The 15,434-nt window shown below is 72.7% G+C and carries 11 protein-coding genes; 6 read left to right on the plus strand and 5 right to left on the minus strand.

The window, feature by feature from the left end:
• Positions 1-11 precede the first annotated feature (11 nt).
• The gene (locus ElP_RS03890; RefSeq protein ID WP_145267385.1) at positions 12-689 is read right to left on the minus strand and encodes an RNA polymerase sigma factor; all 678 of its coding nucleotides are present in this window, start codon (positions 687-689) and stop codon (positions 12-14) included.
• Positions 690-890: 201 nt separating this feature from the next.
• Between ElP_RS03890 and ElP_RS03895 the strand changes: the two genes are divergently transcribed.
• From ElP_RS03895 to ElP_RS03905, 3 genes are all read left to right on the plus strand, one after another.
• Positions 891-1,757 carry a DUF4198 domain-containing protein gene (locus ElP_RS03895; protein ID WP_145267386.1) on the plus strand — a complete coding sequence of 289 codons (867 nt, stop codon included), beginning with the start codon at positions 891-893 and terminating at the stop codon, positions 1,755-1,757.
• Positions 1,758-1,780: 23 nt separating this feature from the next.
• Positions 1,781-2,773: a DUF1559 domain-containing protein gene (locus ElP_RS03900; RefSeq protein WP_145267387.1), complete on the plus strand. Its 993-nt coding sequence runs from the start codon at positions 1,781-1,783 to the stop codon at positions 2,771-2,773.
• Positions 2,774-3,151: 378 nt separating this feature from the next.
• Positions 3,152-3,658, plus strand: a complete 507-nt coding sequence (locus tag ElP_RS03905; RefSeq protein WP_145267388.1) for a hypothetical protein — start codon at positions 3,152-3,154, stop codon at positions 3,656-3,658.
• 223 nt (positions 3,659-3,881) lie between these two features.
• Here the strand turns inward: ElP_RS03905 and ElP_RS03910 are convergent, their stop codons facing one another.
• Entirely contained in the window at positions 3,882-6,497 is a 2,616-nt protein-coding gene (locus tag ElP_RS03910; protein WP_145267389.1) for a DEAD/DEAH box helicase, read from the minus strand.
• A gap of 1,157 nt (positions 6,498-7,654) precedes the next feature.
• On the opposite strand from ElP_RS03910, the gene ElP_RS03915 reads away from it, so the two are divergent.
• Together ElP_RS03915 and ElP_RS03920 are read left to right on the plus strand one after the other, a co-directional pair.
• Positions 7,655-9,265 (plus strand): hypothetical protein, encoded by a 1,611-nt coding sequence (locus ElP_RS03915; RefSeq protein WP_145267390.1) that lies wholly within the window; start codon positions 7,655-7,657, stop codon positions 9,263-9,265.
• A gap of 183 nt (positions 9,266-9,448) precedes the next feature.
• Positions 9,449-10,531 (plus strand): foldase protein PrsA, encoded by a 1,083-nt coding sequence (locus ElP_RS03920; protein ID WP_145267391.1) that lies wholly within the window; start codon positions 9,449-9,451, stop codon positions 10,529-10,531.
• Between the two features lie 66 nt (positions 10,532-10,597).
• On the opposite strand, the gene ElP_RS03925 is transcribed toward ElP_RS03920, so the two are convergent.
• The 3 genes from ElP_RS03925 to ElP_RS03935 all read right to left on the minus strand — a co-directional run bounded on the left by ElP_RS03925 (position 10,598) and on the right by ElP_RS03935 (position 13,548).
• The gene (locus ElP_RS03925; protein WP_145267392.1) at positions 10,598-11,239 is read right to left on the minus strand and encodes a c-type cytochrome; all 642 of its coding nucleotides are present in this window, start codon (positions 11,237-11,239) and stop codon (positions 10,598-10,600) included.
• A 54-nt stretch (positions 11,240-11,293) separates the two neighbouring features.
• Positions 11,294-12,493 carry a sulfite oxidase gene (locus ElP_RS03930; RefSeq protein ID WP_231749468.1) on the minus strand — a complete coding sequence of 400 codons (1,200 nt, stop codon included), beginning with the start codon at positions 12,491-12,493 and terminating at the stop codon, positions 11,294-11,296.
• An 86-nt stretch (positions 12,494-12,579) separates the two neighbouring features.
• Positions 12,580-13,548 (minus strand): NAD-dependent epimerase/dehydratase family protein, encoded by a 969-nt coding sequence (locus ElP_RS03935; RefSeq protein ID WP_231749469.1) that lies wholly within the window; start codon positions 13,546-13,548, stop codon positions 12,580-12,582.
• Between the two features lie 258 nt (positions 13,549-13,806).
• Between ElP_RS03935 and cls the strand changes: the two genes are divergently transcribed.
• Positions 13,807-15,279 (plus strand): cardiolipin synthase, encoded by a 1,473-nt coding sequence (gene cls / locus ElP_RS03940; RefSeq protein ID WP_145267393.1) that lies wholly within the window; start codon positions 13,807-13,809, stop codon positions 15,277-15,279.
• Positions 15,280-15,434: the final 155 nt, after the last annotated feature.

Here is a 15,434-nt window from a genome sequence, read left to right on the forward strand (position 1 = left end):
CGATCCGGCCGTCACGTTCCGGGGAGGGTCCCGTCCGCCGATCCCCCGTCGGGGTCCGCCTCGTCCGAGGAGCCGAACCCCGGGCCGAGGGGCTCGAGTCGACGGCGGAGGTCCTCGATGACCCGCTGCACGGTCCGCTCGCTGATCCCGAGCTTCTCGCCGACATCCCGGCTGGACAGGCCCTGGGCCTTCAGCTCGACGATCGCCCGGCGGTCGTCGGGCATCAGCTCCGTCAACCGGGCCAGGACCTCATGCGCCTGGGCCACCTCGCTCGGGGTGTCCTCGTTGCCGGCGACGTCCCGGGGCCGCTGGCCGTCGACCCAGAGCGGCTCCTCCCGGTGCATGTCCTGCTTCTGGCTCCCGGCCCGGCGATACTCGTCGATCACCTTGTTCTTCGCGGCCCGGGCCAGGAAGGCGACAAGGTGCCGGGAATCCTCGAAATCCGAGGGGCCGTCCCCCCCCCTCATCCGCCGGAAGAAGCTGCCCCAGACGCTCTGGAGGAAGTCCAGCGAGTCGAACCGCGACCGCAGGAGCCTCGGCAACTGCCGCCGGACCACCAGCCGGACCTCGGCCTCGTACCGGCCCAGCAGCTCCCGGGCGGCCACCTCGTCGCCGGCCCGGATGCGGCCCAGGAACTGGCGCAATTCCTCGCCGTCGTCGGGCCTTGCGCCCGGACCGTCAGTCGCCATGGTCGCTGCCCTCCGCCTCCGGCCCGCCCGAGCGGTCCCCTTGCGCCAAAGCCTAACCAGCCTCCCCCCCCTTGGCAAGCAATCCCGACCCCTCCCCCCGATTCCCGGGGAATTCATTTGCCCCCTCGGCCATGCGCCGGTATTACCTTTTTGTGCTACTTCCTACGCCGCCCGGCCATTCTCACCAGGAGCATCGACATCATGACTCGGGGACGAGCGATCAGGGGCATCGGGGCGATCGTCGCGGCGGCGACGCTGTCGGGGGCGGTCGGCCGGGCGACGGCGCACGAGATCAAGGTCCTGGCCGGCCGGCTCGTCACCGAGCCGGGCACCCGGGACACCGTCTACCTCTCCTGGGGGCACATCCTGCCCGTCGACATGCCGGTCGACGCCGAGGCGATCAAGGACTACCGCCTGCACACCCCCTCCGGCTCGGTCAGCTACCTGGCGACCGAGGGCTACTCCCTGCACGCCAACGAGGTCACCGTCGAGGAGGAGGGGCTCTACACCGCCGAGGTGACCCGGCACCCCTCCCTCTACACGGTCGTCGTCGACGAGCACGGCCAGCACCGCCACCTGGGCGCCTCGAAGGCCGAGGCCCGGGCCCAGGTCCAGGACGGGACGATCGACTACTCCGCTCGGAGCCACCAGTTCGCCAAGGCGATGCTCATCTCCGGCCACGACCTCGGCCACGGGCACTCTCACGAACAGGCTTCGCCTTCCGCGGGGGAGCCGGCCACGAAGGTCCTCGGCCACGACTTCGAGATCGTCCCGCTCGACGGCCCCGAGGCCTGGACCGCCGGCGCCGACCTCCGGGTGCAGGTCCTCTTCCAGGGCGAGCCCGCCGCCCGCCAGGACGTCTTCGCCCGGTTCATCGGCTTCAAGCCCGACCAGGCCTGGTGCTTCGCCATCCCGACCGACAACGAGGGGATCGCCTCGATCCGGGTCGACCGCCCCGGCACCTGGATCATCCGGGCCCAGAAAATCCTCCCCGCCGCCGTCGAGGACCGCGAGCAGTTCGACGTCGAGTCCTTCACCGCGACTGTCGCCCTCGAAGTCCTGCCCTGACCACCCCGCCGGGAGCCCCACCCATGACCCACGCTCGACGCGGCTTCACCCTGATCGAGTTGCTGGTGGTGATCGCGATCATCGGTGTGCTGATCGCCCTGCTGCTGCCCGCCGTCCAGGCCGCCCGGGAGGCGGCCCGCCGGGCCCAGTGCACCAACAACCTGAAGCAGCTCGGCATCGCGCTGCACAACTACCACGACACGCTCGGCTGCTTCCCGATCGGCTACACCATCTACGCGTCTCCCTGGCCGGGCGACCCCACCGTGCCCGGCGGCCACGCCAAGTGGGGGGCCCTGGCGCTGTTGACCCCCTTCCTAGAGCAATCGGCCGTCCACAATGCGCTGAACTTCAGCTTCCCGATCATCGGCGGCCCGGCCCAGGACTACGCCGTCTTCGCCGAGAACCTGACGGCCCTCTCGACCAAGGTCGGCCTCTTCCACTGCCCGAGCGACGGCATCGAACAACCCGCCCCGCCCGTCTTCGGGGCGAACTACGTGGCGACCGTCGGGACGGGCGTCGAGGTCCCGGCCAACGGCTATGAGCGCCTCGACGGCACCTTCTACGTCAACTCCTCGACCAGCATCGCCGACCTGAGGGATGGCACCAGCAACACCGTCGTCCTGTCCGAGAGCCTGCTCGGCCCCGGCGGCCCCTACAACATCCCCGCCTCGGAGATGAGCGACGACCCTCGCCGCTACATCCGCCACGTCGACACGCTGACCGAGGCCGACTGCCTCGCCGCCGTGAACCTCCACCCCGTCAAGCGGAGCAACTGGGCCGACGGCGACGGCAACGCCGGCACCTACGCCCACTTCTACCCCCCCAACCGCCCCGAGCCCAGCTGCAACCGCCACTCCGTCGGCTGGTCCGACGCTAGCAGCAACCACCCCGGCGGCGTCAACGCCCTGCTCGGCGACGGCTCCGTCCGCTACCTCAAGGACACCGTCGCCCTGGAAACCTGGAGGGCCCTCTCCACCCGCAAGGGGGGCGAGGTCGTCTCCGCCGACAGACTCTGACACCGGCTCGCCCGCTTGAGCGACTGTTCGAGCGACCGTTGGGATCGTTGGGGGGGCGGTCCCCCGCCGACAAGACGTGGCCCCACTCGCCCCCATATCGTTCGACACGCCCCTTGCCATCCCGCAATAAGGTGACAAATAGGTTCTCGCAAACGCCGCCCTTCGTCCTTCGAGAGGCAGGCTGGCCCTGGATCGGCTCAACACCTGGCGGTTGGAGTAGACGCTACCTGGCGGAGGCTAAGTCCGTGATTGGACCGGATGGCCTCGACGACTGATCCCCATCCCCAAATTCGCTCGTCGCCGGCGTGACTACCCGGTACGGTATCGGTTGGTGTTCCCCATCACCCATCACCAGGGCGTTGCCCGAGGGACCCGAAGATGCGTACCCTGCTCCTCCTTGCCGTCGTCCTCCTGGGGGGGCCCGAGTCGGGCTCCGTTCAGCACAGCGGCCCCTACCAGTCCATGACGCCCTTCGATGATGACCCGCGATCGGGCGGTATGAAGGTCCGGGTCGGCAATGGAGTCGAGGGCGACTATGGGCGTCGCGCCTTCATGCCCGACCGCGCCGGCAACATCGAGCTGGCCGTGCAGTATCAGGTCAAGCTGCCCGACCGCTACGGGCCAGGCGGGGAGGTCTACCGACTGATCGTCCAGGCCGTCCGGGTCCCTGTCGAGGAAGGCGACCAATGGGAGTTCGACTTCGAATTCCCGTTCGAGCCGTTCCGCGTCGGCGCGGGCGAGCACGTCAACGAAGTCGTGGCGGTCAAGGTGCCCTGCCCACCCGCGGAGGATGGGGGCGCGGTGCGCGTCATCGTCGAGGAGTTGCAGTCCGATGGCAAATGGGAGTCGCGATCGGTCGATACCGTCAACCTGATGCCCCTCTGAAGATTCACCGTCTCGACCCACACGCCCCGGCCACAACCCCGTCCGGGGCTGTCGGGGCCGGTCAACGGCGGCGGTGCCATGTAGCGTATACTCCAAACGGCCTCCCGGCGGTGTGGCTGGGGTCTCGCGTAGCGAGCCCTCAGGCCCTGGGGCCTCCCGACCGGGGTCGACACGACGGCGACCGCCCCGCCCTCCAATCGTCAGGCTCCCGGGATCTCTGGCATCAGGTGCCATCCCCCGAGAACAGCCGCTCGTGGAACCGCCGCAGCGCCTCCTCGGGCGATTCGAACCGCATCGGCTCCGGGCCCGCCGCGTCGATCCAGGCGGCGGTGAAGGGGGAGGGGCCGTCGAGGACCCGGAAGCGGACGACCGGCCGGGAGCGGAGCCACTCCAGCGCCTTCGGGGCGTCGAGCAGGTCGTCGAGCACCTCCCGCCTCGTCTCCTTCAGCAGGGGATGGCCGGGGCAGGCGGCCTTGACCAGCGGGTAGAGCCTCCGGCTGACCCAGAGCAGGCCGCCGACCCGGGTGCGGCCCCCCTCGGGGCGTCGCAGGACCATCAACGCCGTCGCCGCGACGTGGCGGAACCGCCTCGCGGGCAGGTTGCCGCGGTCGACCCCGGCGAGCACGTCCTCCTCGAACCCGTCGGGGGAGAGCAGGGGGGGGATGTCCTCGGCGTCCAGTTGCGCCTCGATCGGGAGCCGGATCTGCCAGCCGAGGTCGGCGACGACCAGCCCCAGGTCCCGGCCGAATCGCCGGCCCAAACGGGCCGAGACCGCCCGCCCGGCCGCCTCGCAGGCCGACCGGCCGAGCGGGGCGTGGAAGGTGTAGCTGAGCCCGTCCTCAAGGGGCGACTCCTCGACCAGCACCGACCCCGGCCTGGGCACCTCGCTCAACCGCTCCTGGGCCGAGAACAGGGCTTCGAGCACGCCGATCGCCTGGGGCTCCAGCCCGTACTCGTCGACCAGCCAGGCCCGGAGCGCCGAGGGCCCCTCGTCGAGCAGCGTCGCGGCCCGGTAGCGGAAGGCGGCGAGATCCGAGGCGAGTTCCGAGGAGAGCCCCTGGCGGTCGCTCGTCCAGCGGGGGAGGTCGGGCTCCCCCCCCGAGAACCGGGCATGGACCACCAGGTTGTCGAGCCGGTCGAACTCCAGGGCCCGGCCGTCGAGCACGAAGCGGTCCCCCCGCTGGAGGCGTTCGGCGTAGTTCCCCTCCAGGGTGCCGATCGACTCGTCCTCCACGAGGACCCTGACGGATTCCTCCGACGTGATCGTCCCCACGTTGGACCGGAACCAGCGGATGATCCGGGTGTTCTTGACCCCGAACAGCCCCCCCTTCTTCCAGAACCGGGGCGAGGTCCATTGCGGGGTCGCCCCCGGCTCCGGCTCCCAGGCGCCGGGGGGTGAGGGCAGTTCCCCCGCCAGGAAGTTGAGGCAGGCGTCGAAGTCGGGCCGGGTCAGGTGCTCCATCGGCCCCGCCTTACGGACGAGGTCGATCGCCTCGTCGCCCGAACACTCGCCGACGCAGGCCATGCCGATCAACTGCTGGCAGAGCACGTCTAGCGGCGCGGAGGTCATCCGCAAGGGTTCGACCCTCCCCTCCCGCGCCGCCTTCGCCGTCACGGCCGCTCCCGCCAGCTCGGCGGCGGTGGCGGCGAGCATCAGGCCCCTCGTCCGGGCCCCGACCCGGTGCCCGGCCCTCCCCACCCGCTGCAGGCACCTGGAGGCGCTGCCCGGCAGGCCGACCAGCACCGCCAGGTCGGCCGTGCCGATGTCGACCCCCAGTTCCAGGCTCGTGCTGGTGACGACCGCCCGCAGTTCCCCCGCCTTCAAGGCCGCCTCGACGGCCCGCCGCCGGTCGGCGTCGAGCGCCGAGTGGTGCGCCGCCACGGCGTCCTCGCCCAGGTCCCCCTTCAGGTCGTGCGTGATCCGCTCGGTGAAGGCCCGGGTGTTGGCGAAGACGACGGTGGTCCGGTTCCCCGCCGCCTCCTCGCGGAGCCTCCGGAGCAGTCGCCGATACGTCAGGCCCCGGTGCGGGCCCTCGTCGGGCTCCAGGAGCGACTCGACCTCGATGACCGGCCCCGCCTTGCCGTCCGGCCGGGGGGCCTCGATGACCCGGCACTCCCGGGTCGGACCGACCAGGAACCGGGCGACGGGCCCGGGCGGCTTGCAGGTCGCCGAGAGCCCCACCCGGCCCGGGTCGCGCTCGGCCTGCGCCGCCAGCCGCTCGAGCGAGACGGCCAGGTCCGCACCCCGCTTCGACGGCACGAGCGCATGGACCTCGTCGACGATCAGGTGCCCCACCGGCCGCCAGATCCTGCCCCAGGTCTTCTGGCTCAGGAGTAACGACAGGCTTTCGGGCGTCGTGATCAGCAGGTGCGGCGGGTTCTCCCGGAGCTTGCGGCGGAAGTGGCCCGAGGTGTCCCCCGTGCGGACCCCGATCGTCACCGGGCTGGTCGCCAGCCCCAGTTCGTGCCGGATGGCCTCGAGCGGCTCCAGCAGGTTCCGCTCGATGTCGTAGCCGAGGCTCCTCAGCGGCGAGACGTAGACGCACCGCAGGCCGGGTGCGAGCCCCCCGGACTCGTGCTCCCGGTAGAGCTGGTCGATGAGGGCGAGGAACGCCGCCAGCGTCTTCCCCGTGCCGGTCGGGGAGACGAGCAGGACGTTCTCCCCCGAGTCGATCGCCGGCCAGGCCAGCGCCTGGGCCGGGGTCGGACCGCCGGGGAAGGCCCGGGCGAACCAGGCCCGCACCGGGGCCGATCGGATCGCGGGCGCCGCCCCGACTCCCCCCGTCGCCGGGTTCGCTCGGGCCGATCGGGGGCGTCCGGAGGCGTCGTCTCGGGGCATCCGATTCCCAATCCGGGGCGCGGCCCCCTCCCCGTCGGCTCGCCTCGCACCGATCCCGGTCGGGTCGGGTCGGGTCGCGTCAGCATTCTATTCCCGCCCGCCGATCTCGTCGAGCCGGCGGACGACTCGTCGGGAAGTGGTGCGTGGGTGATTGTGTGGGTGTTCGGGCGGCTCGTGTGACTAAGGTTGCCGATTCTCTCGATGATATCGGAGGGGGGCCGTCCCCGATCCCGATGCCCCGGGGATCGTCGTCTCGGCCGGGACGGGGGGCGCAGGTCGGATCCGGAGGGCGTTCGCGGAGCGAACCCAATTGGGTTGGCGGAACTCATGAATTCGAAACGGGTTTCTGCGAATGAGGAGGGGCGTCGATTGGCGCACCGGCCCGGGATTCGCCCGGCCACCGGCCCGGAGTCCGGCCGGGTTGCCCGGGGCCTGCGCCTCCCGAGCTGGCGTCGGGCCGCGGGGCGATCGGATCGGCCTTGGCGTCGGATTCCGGGGATTTCCCGGGACCGACGCGCAACGACCGGGCCCCTCGGGCGATCAGACAGTGGGCGTACCTCATGAGGCCCGGGCTCCGGGGCCGGGGGTCGGGCCGGTCGGCCCCTCGACTCCTCGGGAGCTCTCGGAGGGCTCGGCCGGGCCCGGCCGGACGGGGGGGCGGGGCCGGATTCGCGGAGCGAACCCAATTGAGGTTGCGCAACTCGTTTCATGCCAAATGATTCCAGACGATGGCTCCCCCCCTCATCAGGCGCACCGACCGGCGCACCGCCCCTTGCCCGGCCGTCGAGCCCCATCCGGCTTGGCGGGGGGGGACGAGGCCCCGCCGTCCTCGGGCGGATCGAATCGGGGGGCCGCTCGCGTCGTCCCTCAAGGTGGGAGGGCGTCCGATTCGGGACACGGTCGACCCGGGCCCGGGTCGACCGGGGAGGATCGGAGGCCAGGGCCGAACCCCTGGTCCGGGATCGGGATCGGGAAATGGGAGGGCCGTCCGTGTCGTCGGACTGACCGCGGTTGCGATTACATGGGGAGCAGTCGGTCTCGGGGCCGCCGGGGGTGATGGGATGTCGCCCCCGGTCGGCCGGACTCCTCGGGGATCGGACTGCCGCCACGCCGACGATCGGTCTGGAGAGGCCCAGGGATCGAGGGACTCGACCGTCATGAGTGTCGCCTGCCGAGCGCCGAGACTATCCCACGCCCGTCGACGCCTCCCCCGCCTCGAATCGCTGGAGGGCCGGGCCCTGCTGGCGACGACCCCCGTCGGGCCTGGCCTGGGGTTCCCCCCCCCGGCGACGGAGGTCGCCCTGCATCCGCAGCCGGAAGGGGGCGGGCCGTTCGCCGAGTCGGGTGCGAGCTCGGGGCTGGCCCAGGACGCGACGGAGCGGCCGACGCCTTGGCGGATCTCGACGGCCTTCCCCTGGCGGGTCGCCGCGTGGCGGCTCCCGGAACTGGAGCGTCCCCCGGCGGCCCCGCTCCTCCTCGAGCCGGGAGGGCCCCGGGCGGGCATCGACTCGGCCGTGATGTTCCCCAGGCTCCGTGAGCTCCGGCTCGAGGGTCACGTCGCCCCCGGCGAGGGGATCGACTTCTTCGGCCTGGAGATCGGCCCCGGCACGCGATCCTTCGACGTCTCCTACCTCCGCCTGGAGGACGAGGCGTGGGGGGGGCCGGTCCGGGTCTGGCTGCTCGACGCCGGGGGGAACGTCATCGACTCCTGGACGCTGGATCCCTCGTTCGACGGCCTCGAGCTCCAGATGCTCGCCCTCGTCAGGCCCGACCCGACCGTGATCTACTTCGGGATCGAGGCGGCCTGGGGCGAGGGCAGTGGCGCGGGGGGGGCCGGCTACGCGCTGGAGATCCGCCGGGGCGGCGGCATGGGAGCCAGCCCGTTCGTGTTCCCCACCTCGAGCCCGATCTCGACCGGGCCCCCCTCGACGGGCGGGGATTCCCCGGGCGGGTTCGCCGAGGGTGCCGACCCCGGGGCGTCCCTGGGCCAGGGGCTCCCGGGGGCCGTCGCCGGTCCCTCGATCGGGTTCGGGCCGCCCGACGCCTCGGGGGGAGGCTCGGGGTCCTCGTTCCTCGAGGTCGTCGCCCCGGGCGCGATCGGCCTGGGACGGGGCGTCCCCCGACCGCTGCCGACCCAGGCGGCGGCCTCGGCGGGCGGGCTGCTGGCCGCCGGCCCGGACGTGCGGGGCGACTCCGGATCTCCCGCCCGGGTGACCCGGTTCGACGACTTCGCCGACCCCATCCTGCTGGCCGTCGAGCCGGTCTTGCCGGCCGACCCCGAGGGGACCGAGGGGGGGGGGCCCTCGGGGACTCCCCGACGCGGGGTGCCGGCGAGCGGCGCCGGGCGGGAGGCCTCGGGGATCGCCATGGCCTCCCCGACGGCCACGCCCCCGATCCGCCTGGCCGGGGTCGGCGGCGGGAGCCTCCCCCTGCTCGTGGCCGGGCTCAGGCTCGCCTGGGGCGGGCCGGTGGCCTCGGCTCCCGGGCTCGGGCCCGACGCGCCGGCGGAGGTCGCCGAGGAGCTGGCCTCGATCGCGGCGATCCCGCCCCTGGGCCCGATCGAGCCGAGGTCGCCGGCCCTCCCCCCCGTGCCGAGGACCGACCCGGAGGCCGAGCCGACCCGCCCCCGGGTCCTCCGGACGGCCCTGATCGGGGCCGCGGCGCTGGCCGTCGGGCTGATCCTGCCGGACCTCGCCGCCGACCGGCCATGCCTCCGGCACCGGCGGGCCCGGCCGCTCCGCCCCTGGCGGCGACTCACCCGGTCGTGACCTCGAGGGGGCCCCGGGGGCGGCGAGGGGTGAAGGGTTCCCGATCGGGGATCGGCTCAACAGGGGACGCCCCAGGCCGTATAATGCCGCCGACTCGACGAGCCTCCGGGGGCGATCGACCCGCCCCGAGGCCCCGCTTCCCGATCGAATCGGATCGGATCCCCCGCCACGGAGGCTGTCCCCATGTCCGACCTCGCCCGACGCTCCCCGGCGCCGGCCGCCCTGGCGCTGGGCCTCGCCCTGGGCCTGGCCCCGGCCCCCCTCGCGATCGGCCAGGCCCCGCCCTCGCCGCCCCGGTCCCCGGCCCCGGCCGCCCCCCCGGCCAACGACCCCGTCGTCGCCACCTTCGAGGGGGGGACGATCACCAAGTCCGAGGTGCTCGACTTCCTCGGCCAGTACGCCATCCAGCCCGACCGCCAGGGGGAGGTGTACGAGCAGGCCGTCAATGCGCTGGTCAATCAGGAACTGCTGGCCTCCTTCCTCCAGCAGCAGAACGTCGCCGTGACCGGCCCGGAGCTGGACGCCGAGGTCGCCAAGCTCTCCGAGCAGCTCCAGCAGTCCGGCCAGGGGACGCTCAACAGCCTGCTCGCCGAGATGGGGCTGACGGAGATGGAGCTGAAGGAGCGGATGATGACCGGCCTCCGCTGGTCGAAGTACCTCCAGTCCCGCGCCGACGAGGCCACGCTCCGCTCCTACTTCGAGCAGAACAAGGACCTGTTCACGGGCACCGCCGTGAAGGCCAGCCACATCCTCGCCCGGGTCGAGCCCGACGCCTCCGAGGGGCAAAAGGAGGAGGCCCGGCAGAAGCTCGCTGAGCTTAAGAAGAAGATCGACGCGGGGGAGCTGGACTTCGCCGTCGCCGCCGACCAGTACTCCGAGGATCCCAGCAACCAGGAAGCCCCCGACGGCGGGAATATCGGCTACTTCGGCAAGCGAGGCCAGGTCATCGACGCGTTCGCCGACGCCGCCTTCGCACTCGAGGTCGGGGAGGTCTCCGACCCGGTCGAGACCGACTACGGCTACCACCTGATCAAGGTCACCGACCGCCGGGAGGGCCAGGAGGTCACCTTCGAGCAGATCCGGGAGGCCGTCCTGAGCACCTACGGCGACGAGATCCAGGAGCAGCTTCTCGACCAGGCCCGGGCCTCGGCCAAGCTCGACATCAAGCCGATGCCCGAGGATTTCTTCCCCGCCGTCCCGACGACCACTCCCGGATCGACCCTCGCCCCGGCCCCCGCCGCGGCCCCCGCAGGGCCCGGACGCTGAACCGAGACGCGGCCGGGGCGTCCGCCCCGGCCGACCGGTCCCCTCCGCGCCCGGGTCGATCCGGGATCAGTCGGACTGCGACCCGAGCCAGGCCAGGGTGTCGGCCATCTGCTGGTCGGAGAGGACGAATCGGAAGCCGGGCATCCGACGACGGCCGTCGTGCAGGATCTCGGCGTACTCGGCGGGCCGCTGCAGGACTGGCCGGGCGATGAGGTTCTGCCCCAGCTCTCCCCCCCGGGCGTCGGGCCCGTGGCAGGTGGCGCAGTGCTCGGCGATCAGCGAGGCGCCCCGATCGGGGTCGCCCTCGGGGAGGGCGTCGGCCTCGGGCTCCGGGAGGGTCGGGAGCCGGGCGGCGTCCAGGGCCAGCATCGGGGGGGGCGGGGCCTCGCCGTCGGTCGGGAAGGAGGAGACGAGGTAGCCGACCAGCCCGTCTTTTTCCTCCGGGGGGACCGGCGCCCCCCAGCCGATCATCTTGTCGACCTCGGCGGCCCACTGCTCGGGCGTCAGCCGGAGGGACTCGACCATCCCGGCCGAGTGGCACATCAGGCAGTTATTCTCGAACGACCGGCGGCCCAGCTCCAGGGCGAAGACCCGCTCGTCGTCGGCCTGGTCCCGGACCCCCGCACCCCCCGGGGCCGGGGACGACGCCAGGGCCAGGGCCGCCAGGGCGAGGCCGAACACGGGCAAGGCGATTCGGGGCTGCATCATCGTCTCTTCTCGGTCCGATCCTCGGGCGGAGGGGTGAGGGACTCAGTCCCCGGCTCAGGAGACCTCGACGTCGACCTGCTCGATCGCGTTCCAGAGGTAGCCGCTCTTGTTCCAGGGGCTCTGATCGGGCTGCGTCTGGCCCTGGGAGTCGGTAGCCCGGGATCGGATGGTGTGCGAGCCGGCGGGGGCGTCCCAGGACATCGACCAGGTCCGCCACGAGCCCTCGACGTCCGGCCCCCCGAGCGCGGCGGGCCGCCAGGGGCCGCCGTCGATCGACACCTCCACCGACTCCACCCGCCCCGGCCCGGTCCAGGCCACTCCGGAGACCTCGACGGGACCGGCTCCCAGCCGGAGGCCGTCTCCCGGGGCGGTGATGAGTGACTTCACGTTCATCGCCGTCACCGGGATGAGCTCGGCGTCCTGATCCTCGATCAGGGAGCCCGGGGGCGCCTGCTCCCGGGGGATCCGGTAGCCGGTCTGCTGGTAGAAGCCGGGCGCCTCCTCCTCGCTCGCGGTGATCTCCCGGAGCCACTTCACCGAGTGATTCGCCGTCCAGCAGGGGACGACCAGCCGGATCGGCCCCCCGTGCAGGCCGGGCAGGGGCTCTCCGTTCATCCGGGTGGCGAGCAGGGTGGTCGGGTCGATCGCCTTCTCCCTGGGCAGGCTCCTCAGGAACGCGGGCGTCTTCGGGTGCGGCGGCAGGTCGGCCCCGAGGAGGTGGAGATGCCGCACGCCCTCCTGCAAGCCGGCCTCCTCCAGCACGTCGACCAGCCGGACCCCGCCCCACTCCGCGTTGCCGACCGCACCCCTGGCCCAGCCGATCCCCGGGATGTTCGGCCGGAAGAGGCCCCGGCCGTTGCCCGCGCACTGGAGGACCGCCGGCAGGGTGACCTGTTCCATGGCGTCGAGGTCGGCCAGTGACAGCGCGATCGGCCGGTCGACCAGCCCCCCGATCGACACCGTCCACCGATCCGAGACGGCCGCCGGCGCCCCGAAATGGCTGCGGACGAAGAACAAGTCATTCGGGGTGATCCAGCCCCCCAGGCTCGTCGGCGGGGTCTCGGCGTCGAGCGGGACGAGGTTCCGGATGATCAGGGCCCGATCGTCGACGGCCGGCTCGTCCCCCCGGGCGACCCGGTCGAATCGGGGGCCGGCCCAGACGCCGAACCCGGCCGCCGCCCCGCCGACGATGGCCCGTCGGAGCGCTTCCCGTCTCGTGGTCTCCGGGGCGTCCCCCCTGGAATCGTTCATCATCGCAGTTCCTCCGGGCGGGGCAGTCCTGGCGAGCGCCCCATTCTACCCCGGCTCGGACGCCGGGGCCAAACCGCGAGGGCCCCCGATCAGAGGTCCGACAGGTCGAGCCTGCCCTGCTCCCGGAGCGAGGCGAAACGCCGGTAGGTCTCGCCGATGCCCTGCTCCAGGGTGGTCCGGGGCAGGGGGCCGAGCCGGGCCTGGAGCCGGGAGTCGTCCAGGCTCGGGGCGATCGGGAGCTGGTTCGAGCCGTGGGAGACGCGCCCCTTCGCATCGGGCACGACGGCCTCGAAGGCGGAGACGAACGCCTCGATCGGCACCACGTCGCCCCGGACGTTGAAGGCGTCGGCCCCCTCGAAGGGGGCCTCCAGGGCCCGGACGAAGGCGGCGGCCACGTCGCCGACGTACTGCAAGTCCTGGAGGCCGCCGTAGCTGATCGCGTAGTCCCGGCCGGCGGCGACGGCCTTGATCGCCTTGGTCGGCTCGCTCGTCATGCCGAAGTCCCGCCCGACGCCGTAGACGGTCCAGGGCCGGAGCGAGACGCTGCTCACCCCGTGGTCGAGCCAGTAGACCTGGGCGTTCAGCTCGTTGCAGACCTTGAAGGCGCCATAATGGGTCATCGGGGCCAGGCGGACCTCGTCCCCCAGCGCCTCGCCCCCCGGCTCCCCGGGGCCGTGCACCGCGGCGGAGCTGGCCAGCACGACGCGGTCGACCTGCCCCTTCAGCGCCCGGGCCGCCTCGAAGGCGGCGAGGGTGCCGACGACGTTGACCATCGCCCCCTTGATCGGGTCGGCCCGGCAGAGCGGGACCTGCAGCGCCGCCAGGTGCAGGAGGTGGGTCGCCCCGGCCTCCTCGGCGGCCCGGAGTACCGCGCCCGGGTCGGTCACGTCCCCCGGGATGAACCGGACCCGGTCGATCTGATCGGGCCCGAGCAGCAGCTCCAGCCGGTGGGTGTCCCGCTTCAGGTCGAGGATCGACACCTCGTGCTCGCCCTCGATCAGCTGCGTCGCCACCCAGGACCCGATGCAGCCGTAACCGCCCGTCATCAGCACGCGCACGACGTCGCTCCCGGCCCTCGGGCCGCCTGCCCCTCGCTCGCCGATCGACCCGAGCGGCCGACCGTCCGATGCCCCGAAGTCTACCCCCGCCCGACGGCCGTGCCCAGCGCCCGGCCCGGGGAATGCAGGGGAGGCACGGGCCCCGGACGGGGATCGACCGCCGGCCGACGGGTCGTCCGGCCGTCCCGAGGTGACTCGGGGCGATCGAGGCCGTAGGGTAGTAGGTCTGCGACGCCGCACCGACCGAAGAGGGCCGCCATGCCAGCGTTCCCGATCTCGTTCCAGTGGGAACACGTCCTGCTGTGGCTCCTGAGCCTCGCCGTGAGCGTCTCGGCCACCTTGCACGTCCTGCTCCACAAGAAGGACACCCGGGCGGCGATCGGCTGGATCGGGCTGATCTGGCTGTCCCCGTTCGTGGGGACGGTGGTCTACGTGCTGCTCGGGATCAACCGGATCGAGCGGAAGGCCCGGGCCCTGAGGCGCGACCGGCCCCCGGTGAACAAGCTCGACCCGGACGAGGAGGGCTCCGAGCGCCTGCTCCGGACCCTCGGGCCGGAGCGGGCCTACCTGGCCACCCTGGGGCGGCTCGGCGGCGAGGAGACGGGGCGCCGCCTGCTGGGGGGGAACCGGGTCGAGCCGCTCGACGGCGGCGACGAGGCCTACCCGAAGATGGTCGAGGCGATCGACGCGGCCCGGCGGTCGGTCACCATGCTCACCTACATCTTCCGGCACGACCAGGCCGGCACCCCCGTGGCCGACGCCCTGACCCGGGCCCGGGAGCGGGGGGTGGAGATCCGGGTGCTGGTCGACGCCCTCGGCTCGGTCCACGAGGGGGCCCCGATCATCGAGCACCTCCGGCAGCTCAAGCTGGCCGTCGAGCTGTTCATCCCCACCACCCGGCCCGGCTGGATGCGATACGCCAACCTCCGCAACCACCGCAAGGTCATGGTCGTCGACGGCCTGGTCGGCTTCACCGGCGGGATGAACGTCCTGGACGACTTCCTCGGGCCGGGCCGGGACGGCGAGGCCGGGGGGAAGGGGTGCCGCGACCTGCACTTCCGGGTCGAGGGGCCGCTCGTCACCACGCTCCAGCAGGCCTTCGCCGACGACTGGGCGTTCACCACCGGGGAGGTCCTCGACGGCGACCCCTGGTTCGTCCCCGACCCCCAGCCCCGGGCCGGGGAGACCATCGGCCGGATCGTCGTCGACGGCCCGGACATCGACTCCGACCCGCTGGCCGCCGTCTTCTTCGGGGCGCTCGCGGTCGCCCGGGAGTCGGCCACGATCATCACCCCCTACTTCATCCCCGACTCCCCGCTCTCCGCCGCCCTGGCCTCCGCGGCCCGGCGCGGGGTGCGGGTGGACATCATCCTGCCCCGGGAGAACAACCACCGGTTCGTGAAGTGGGCCGGCATCCCGTTGCTGGAGCCGCTGCTGGAGGCCGGCTGCCGGGTCTGGCTGACCGAGCCCCCCTTCGATCACACCAAGCTGATGGTCGTCGACGACGCCTGGGCCTTCTTCGGCTCGGCCAACTGGGACCCCCGCAGCCTCGTCCTGAACTTCGAGCTGAACGTCGAGTGCTACGACCCCGGCCTCGCCTCCCGGCTCTCCGAGCTGGCCGGGTGCCGGATGCGGGGCGCCCTGCGACTGACGCTCGACGAGGTCCGCGACCGGCCGCTCGCCCTCAAGCTGCGGGACAGCCTCGCCCGCCTCTTCTCGCCCTACCTCTGACGACCGGTCCGGGGGGCGCGAGTGCCCGGCGATCGGGCCGGGGCCCCCGCCGGCACCGTCCCCCCTCCTGTTGTCGCCCCGGTGGGGTGGCGCTATGATTGACGAACCGATCGGCCCGCCCCCGTGTCACCGCGGCGGCGGGTCGATTTCTTGGA

This window comes from Tautonia plasticadhaerens (assembly GCF_007752535.1).
In the GTDB taxonomy this organism is placed as follows: domain Bacteria; phylum Planctomycetota; class Planctomycetia; order Isosphaerales; family Isosphaeraceae; genus Tautonia; species Tautonia plasticadhaerens.

What these genes read in the sequence shown, in the direction of transcription:
- ElP_RS03890 (WP_145267385.1), bottom strand. Translation starts at nt 689, where the DNA reads ATGGCGACTGACGGTCCGGGCGCAAGGCCCGACGACGGCGAGGAATTG.
- ElP_RS03895 (WP_145267386.1), top strand. Translation starts at nt 891, where the DNA reads ATGACTCGGGGACGAGCGATCAGGGGCATCGGGGCGATCGTCGCGGCG.
- ElP_RS03900 (WP_145267387.1), top strand. Translation starts at nt 1,781, where the DNA reads ATGACCCACGCTCGACGCGGCTTCACCCTGATCGAGTTGCTGGTGGTG.
- ElP_RS03905 (WP_145267388.1), top strand. Translation starts at nt 3,152, where the DNA reads ATGCGTACCCTGCTCCTCCTTGCCGTCGTCCTCCTGGGGGGGCCCGAG.
- ElP_RS03910 (WP_145267389.1), bottom strand. Translation starts at nt 6,497, where the DNA reads ATGCCCCGAGACGACGCCTCCGGACGCCCCCGATCGGCCCGAGCGAAC.
- ElP_RS03915 (WP_145267390.1), top strand. Translation starts at nt 7,655, where the DNA reads ATGAGTGTCGCCTGCCGAGCGCCGAGACTATCCCACGCCCGTCGACGC.
- ElP_RS03920 (WP_145267391.1), top strand. Translation starts at nt 9,449, where the DNA reads ATGTCCGACCTCGCCCGACGCTCCCCGGCGCCGGCCGCCCTGGCGCTG.
- ElP_RS03925 (WP_145267392.1), bottom strand. Translation starts at nt 11,239, where the DNA reads ATGATGCAGCCCCGAATCGCCTTGCCCGTGTTCGGCCTCGCCCTGGCG.
- ElP_RS03930 (WP_231749468.1), bottom strand. Translation starts at nt 12,493, where the DNA reads ATGATGAACGATTCCAGGGGGGACGCCCCGGAGACCACGAGACGGGAA.
- cls (WP_145267393.1), top strand. Translation starts at nt 13,807, where the DNA reads ATGCCAGCGTTCCCGATCTCGTTCCAGTGGGAACACGTCCTGCTGTGG.